At 64.2% G+C, this 6,244-nt stretch carries 6 protein-coding genes; all 6 read left to right on the top strand.

The features are described 5' to 3' along the window. Nucleotides 1-420 (top strand): citrate/2-methylcitrate synthase (locus tag A9975_RS20235; RefSeq protein ID WP_304523911.1); only part of this gene is annotated, 420 nt, incomplete at its 5' end. A gap of 643 nt (nt 421-1,063) precedes the next feature. Continuing rightward, nucleotides 1,064-2,179 carry a branched-chain amino acid ABC transporter substrate-binding protein gene (locus tag A9975_RS20230; protein ID WP_150993326.1) on the top strand — a complete coding sequence of 372 codons (1,116 nt, stop codon included), beginning with the start codon at nt 1,064-1,066 and terminating at the stop codon, nt 2,177-2,179. Between the two features lie 195 nt (nt 2,180-2,374). Continuing rightward, nucleotides 2,375-3,301, top strand: coding sequence for a high-affinity branched-chain amino acid ABC transporter permease LivH (livH, locus tag A9975_RS20225; RefSeq protein WP_150993324.1), 927 nt, complete (start codon nt 2,375-2,377; stop codon nt 3,299-3,301). Between the two features lie 7 nt (nt 3,302-3,308). Then, a complete protein-coding gene (locus A9975_RS20220; protein WP_183034327.1) occupies nt 3,309-4,583 on the top strand; it encodes a high-affinity branched-chain amino acid ABC transporter permease LivM in 1,275 nt (424 codons plus the stop codon). Next, complete coding sequence (livG, locus tag A9975_RS20215; protein ID WP_150993320.1) at nt 4,580-5,359, top strand: high-affinity branched-chain amino acid ABC transporter ATP-binding protein LivG; 780 nt, start codon at nt 4,580-4,582, stop codon at nt 5,357-5,359. Before A9975_RS20220 ends, livG begins: the two co-directional genes overlap by 4 nt. Further along, the gene (locus tag A9975_RS20210; RefSeq protein ID WP_183034325.1) at nt 5,359-6,060 is read left to right on the top strand and encodes an ABC transporter ATP-binding protein; all 702 of its coding nucleotides are present in this window, start codon (nt 5,359-5,361) and stop codon (nt 6,058-6,060) included. The genes livG and A9975_RS20210 overlap by 1 nt, the downstream gene beginning before the upstream one ends. The last annotated feature ends 184 nt before the right edge of the window (nt 6,061-6,244 follow it).

Below are 6,244 nucleotides of genomic sequence, written 5' to 3'. Positions count from 1 at the left end.
CAGGTCAAGGACAAGAACTCGGGCGTGCGCCTGATGGGCTTTGGCCACCGCGTGTACAAGAACTACGATCCGCGTGCCAAGCTGATGCGCGAAACCTGCTATGAAGTGCTGAACGAACTGGGCCTGCACAACGACCCGCTGTTCAAGCTCGCCATGGAACTGGAAAAGATCGCGCTGGAAGACGAGTACTTCGTCAGCCGCAAGCTGTACCCGAACGTCGACTTCTACTCGGGCATCGTGCAACGCGCGCTCGGCATCCCGACGTCGCTGTTCACCTGCATCTTCGCCCTGGCACGCACTCCGGGCTGGATCTCGCAGTGGGAAGAAATGATCACCGATCCGGAATACAAGATCGGCCGTCCGCGCCAGCTGTTCAATGGCGCGGCAAGCCGCAACGTGCCGGATATGGGCACGCGTTAATGCCCCGGTAAGGCGGTGCCAGCAGTCACGGCGCCGCATGCATCATGAAACGCCCCGGCCTTGGCCGGGGCGTTTTGCTGTTGTGCGCGCGCACAGGTACAGATCCCCGATCCTTCAGCCAGGACGCGAAACGACTCGCCGGGGCGGCGCAGCAATACCAGACGCTCCGGTCTCGACAGGGCCTTGTCTTCCAAGCCCGGGAGCGCTTGTGCGGCGCAAAAGATTTGTTGCGTGAAACGTGGCGATAACGCCAATTTCCGACGCTTTGTGCTGTGTTACTACCATTAAGATCCTCATTTGTTGTGCAAATGTGCCATCCGGCGCGGAAATTGACCCTATAATGCGGGCTGCTTTGCCGACAGCAGCCGGGCCACCCTTCCGGACTGCGTTGAGGCGAGCGGGGCAGGCGAATCACCTGCGCAATAGAGAACGCATCAACGTTGTCTTTCCGAACCAAGGTCTTCCGTTGCATGGATTGCACAGGAGGGCTGACACATGCCGGGCCCCGCACACGCTTCTTTTCTTGCAGGCCCGTCTTCCGCGTCTCGGGCGTCTTTCCCTGGTTTTCGCTCGCGGGTGTTGTTCGATTGCGCAGGTCATGCCGTCTCAGCCCATGACCCAACCATAATCGAGGAGCTCCTGAATGACGCTGTCCCGTCTTACGTCCATCTCCCTGGCCACGGCCCTGTGCGCTTTCGGCGCCGCTGCCAACGCTGAAACCGTCAAGATTGCCATTGCCGGCCCCATGAGCGGCTCCGTTGCCCAGTACGGCGACATGGTCAAGGCTGGTGCGCTGACTGCCATCGAGCAGATCAATGCCGCTGGCGGCGCGGGCGGCAACAAGTTCGAAGTGGTGATGATGGACGACGCCTGCGAACCGAAGCAGGCCGTGGCGGTAGCCAACAAGATCGTCAGCCAGAAGATCCATTACGTGATCGGCCACGTGTGCTCGGGCTCGACCATCCCGGCTTCGGACATCTACGAGAACGAAGGCATCGTCATGGTGACGCCGTCGGCCACCGCGCCGCAGCTGACCGAGAACAAGAAGCGCAAGTTCATCTTCCGCACCATCGGCCGCGACGACCAGCAAGGCCCGGCCGCTGCCCAGTACATCATCACCAAGATCAAGCCCAAGAAGGTCGCGATCCTGCACGACAAGCAGTCGTACGGCCAGGGCATTGCCTCGTCGGTGAAGAAGGACCTGGAAGCCGCCAAGATCCCCGTGGCTGTGTTCGAAGGCGTGAACGCCGGCGATTCGGACTACTCCGCCGTCATTACCAAGCTCAAGTCGCAAGGCGTGGACTTCGTCTACTTCGGCGGCTATCACCCGGAAATGGGCCTGCTGCTGCGCCAGGCGCGCGAGCAGGGCGTCAAGGCGACCTTCATGGGTCCTGAAGGCGTGGGCAACAAGGACGTGACGGCGATCGCCGGCGCGTCTTCGGAAGGCATGCTGGTCACGCTGCCGGCCGACTTCTCCGCCGATCCGTCCAACGCCGCGCTGGTCAAGGCCTTCGCCGACAAGAAGCGTGACGCCAACGGTCCGTTCCAGATGCCGGCCTACGCCGCGGTCCAGATCATTGGCGACGCCATCGCCGGCGCCAAGAGCACCGACCCGACCAAGGTTGCCGCGTACATGCACAAGAACGCCTTCCAGACCCCGATCGGCAAGGTCGAGTACGACGCGCAGGGCGACCTGAAGTCGTTCAAGTTCGTTGTGTTCACCTGGCACAAGGACGCCACCAAGACCGCTGCCAACTAAGCCGCACATTGGCTTTGCGCGCCCCGCTCATGGCTTGAGCGGGGCGTTTTGGTATCGGGGTCCGGTTGCCCGGCCGGCGCGGTTTATCCACCGCGTCCGGGGCCTGGGCATATCCGGCATTACGGAGCCGGCCCGGCGCTTGCGCACCTCCTGCAACGCCGGCGTCTCCAGCTTCAAAGTTATGGGGCTTCCCGCATGAACGAGTTCCTTCCACAGTTTACCCAGCAGCTGGTCAATGGCCTGACGCTGGGTGCGATCTATGCGCTGATCGCCATTGGCTACACCATGGTCTACGGCATCATCGGCATGATCAATTTTGCCCATGGCGAGATCTATATGATCGGCGCCTACGTGGGCCTGGTGACGCTCACCGCCATCGGCGCGAGCGCGGGCTATCCGCTGCCGCTGGTGCTGGGCGCCGCCTTGCTGGTGTCCGTCCTGGTCACCGGTTTGTATGGTTTCGCCGTGGAGCGCGTGGCCTACCGGCCCTTGCGCGGCGGTCCGCGGCTGGTGCCGCTGATCTCCGCCATCGGCATGTCGATCTTCCTGCAGAACTACGTGCAGATCGGGCAGGGCGCGCGCGACATGTCGGTGCCGGTGCTGATTTCCGGCGCCATCGAGTTCCAGATGGGCGGCGATTTCACCGTGACCGTACCGTATTCGCGCCTGCTGATCGTCGGCGTCACGCTGGTGCTGATGCTGGCGCTGACGCTGTTCATCGGCCGCTCGCGCATGGGCCGCGCCTGCCGCGCCTGCGCCGAGGACATGCGCATGGCCAACCTGCTCGGCATCGACACCAACCGCGTGATCTCCTTCACCTTCGTGCTGGGCGCGATGCTGGCGGCGGTGGGCGGCGTGCTGATCGGCCTGACCATCGGCAAGCTCAACCCGTATATCGGCTTCGTGGCGGGCATCAAGGCCTTCACCGCGGCCGTGCTGGGCGGCATCGGCAGCATCCCGGGCGCCATGCTCGGCGGCGTGCTGCTGGGCCTGGCCGAGACCTTTGCCTCCGGCTATATGCCGGCCGAGTACAAGGACGTGGTGGCGTTCGGCCTGCTGGTGCTGATCCTGCTGTTCCGCCCGACCGGGCTGCTGGGCAAGCCTGACGTTGAAAAGGTGTGAGGACGCTATGACACAAGCTATTTCTACGCCAATCAGTTTGGCGCAGGGCGCGCCGGCAGGGCAGACCCTGAAGAACGCCATCGTCGCGGCCGTGATGACGGCCATCCTGACCATTCCCGTGCTGGGGCTGCAGTTGAAGCTCGACGGCTACAAGGTCGTGCTCGAGCCGCACTGGAAGCCGGTGTGGCTGGCGGTCGGCGCGGTCTTCCTGTTCCAGCTCTTCAAGCCGCTCTTCCAGCGCGCCACGGCCGGTGTCAAGGTGCCGAGCCTGCCCGCGCTGGGCGCGACCCAGCAGCGCAAGGTGATCTGGCTGCTGCTGGCGGTTGGCCTGGTATTCCCGTTTTTCAGTTCTCGCGGCGCGGTGGACGTGGCCACGCTGGCGCTGATCTACGTGATCCTGGGCCTCGGCCTGAACATCGTGGTGGGCTATGCCGGCCTGCTCGACCTGGGCTACGTCGGCTTCTACGCGGTTGGCGGTTACACCTACGCGCTGCTCAACCAATACTTCGGACTGACCTTCTGGGAGTGCCTGCCGATCGCCGCCGGCATGTCGGCGTTGTTCGGTTTCGTGCTGGGCTTTCCGGTGCTGCGGCTGCGCGGCGACTACCTTGCCATCGTCACGCTGGGCTTCGGCGAGATCATCCGCCTGCTGCTCAACAACCTGACCAGCCTCACCGGCGGACCGGATGGCGTGTCGGGCATCCCGAAGCCGACCGTGTTCGGCATCGAGATGGCGCGCAGTTCTAGCGTGGAAGGCGTCAAGACCTTTCATGAGTTGCTTGGCTGGGACTACAGCGGCGAGCACATGGTGATCTTCCTCTACCTGCTGGCGTTGCTGCTGGTGGGCTTCACGCTGTTCGTCACCAGCCGGCTGATCCGCATGCCGATGGGACGTGCGTGGGAAGCCCTGCGCGAGGATGAAATCGCCTGCCGTTCTCTGGGCCTGAACCCGACCCGCATCAAGCTGTCGGCATTCACGCTGGGCGCGGCGTTTGCCGGCCTGGGCGGCGCGTTCTTCGCCGCGCGCCAGGGCCTGGTCAATCCCGAATCGTTCACCTTTATCGAGTCCGCGCTGATCCTGGCGGTGGTGGTGCTGGGCGGCATGGGCTCGCAGCTGGGCGTGATCCTGGCCGCCATCCTGCTGACCGCGCTGCCGGAAGTGGCGCGCGGCTTTGCCGAGTACCGCATGCTGATTTTCGGCCTGGTGATGGTGCTGATGATGATGTGGCGTCCGCAGGGCCTGCTGCCCGCAAGCCGCCCCCATGTGGAGTTGCCGCAATGAGCCAAGTTCAATCAGCGGAACTGCTGAAAGTCTCCGGTCTGCAGATGCGCTTCGGCGGCCTGCTGGCGGTCGACGGCATCGATTTCGATGTGCGCCGCGATGAGGTCTTCGCCATCATCGGCCCCAACGGGGCGGGCAAGACCACGGTGTTCAATTGCGTGGGCGGCTTCTATAAGCCCACCGCCGGCGAGGTCATGCTGGACGGGCATTCGATCGCCCGCCTGCCGAGCCACCAGGTGGCGCGCCGCGGCCTGGTGCGTACGTTCCAGAACATCCGCTTGTTCAAGCAACTGACGGTGGTCGAGAACCTGCTGGTGGCGCAACACCTGCAGGTACGCTCCGGGCTGCTGCGTGGGCTGTTTGCTACGCCGGCCTATCGCCGCGCCGAGCGTGAGGCGCTGGAGCGCGCGTCGGTGTGGCTCGAGCGCATGGGTCTGCGTGGCGTGGCCAACCGCGAGGCGGGAACGCTGTCGTATGGCCACCAGCGCCGGCTGGAAATCGCGCGCTGCATGATCACCAATCCGCGCCTGCTGATGCTTGACGAGCCGGCTGCCGGCCTCAATCCGCAGGAAAAGGTCGAGCTGTCGCAGCTGATTGACCAGCTGCGGCGCGAGTTCAAGATCTCGGTGCTGCTGATCGAGCATGACATGAGCCTGGTGATGGGCGTGTCCGACCGCATCCTGGTGATGGAACACGGCCGCCCGATCCTGGTCGGCAAACCAGCCGAAGTGCGCAACGACCCGCGCGTGATCAAGGCTTACCTGGGAGAGGACTGATGCTGAAGCTGGAACAAGTCCATACCCATTACGGCGCGATCGAAGCGCTGTCTGGCGTATCGATTGAGGTGAACAAGGGCGAGATCGTCACGCTGATCGGCAGCAACGGCGCTGGCAAGACCACGCTGATGATGACCGTGTGCGGCTCGCCGCGCGCGTCGAGCGGGCGCGTGATGTTTGAAGGGCAGGACATCACGCGCCGTCCCACGCACGAGATCATGCGCCTCGGCATGGCGATCTCGCTGGAGGGGCGGCGCGTGTTTCCCAGCCTGACGGTGCTGGACAACCTGAAGATGGGCGCCTTCTTCGGCAAGCGCGACGAGATCGAGGCGGGCGTCGAGCGCGTCTATAAGCTCTTCCCGCGGCTCAAGCAGCGCTCCACGCAACGCGCCGGCACCATGTCCGGCGGCGAGCAGCAGATGCTGGCCATCGGCCGCGCACTGATGAGCCGGCCCCGCCTGCTGTTGCTGGACGAGCCGACGCTCGGCCTGGCACCGCTGGTGATCGCGCAGATCTTCGACATCATCCGGACCATTCGTGACGAAGGCGTCACAGTGTTCCTGGTCGAGCAGAACGCCAACAAGGCGCTGGGTGTGGCGGATCGCGGCTATGTGCTGGAGACGGGGCGCGTGGTGCTGGCGGACACCGGCGCCAATCTGCTGGCCAACGACCGCATCAAGAGCGCTTACCTGGGCGGTTGAGCCCAGTTTTTCTCCCGCTCACCCGCCTGGCGGGCGAGCGGGAGAAGACCCACGCCATCCCCCTTTTCGCCATCGGCGAAATCCCCCTTTCGCCAATCACATTACATTTCCGCCGCCGCGCAGGCCGGCCACGGCACGGTCGCGCGCTATCGCTGTGGCATAATCGATTGCGAAGTCAAGCATC

This window comes from Cupriavidus sp. UME77 (genome assembly GCF_014170355.1).
In the GTDB taxonomy this organism is placed as follows: Bacteria; Pseudomonadota; Gammaproteobacteria; order Burkholderiales; family Burkholderiaceae; genus Cupriavidus; species Cupriavidus basilensis.
The sequence above is the reverse complement of the archived record's forward strand: the minus strand, read 5'-3'. Positions and strand labels throughout refer to the sequence as shown.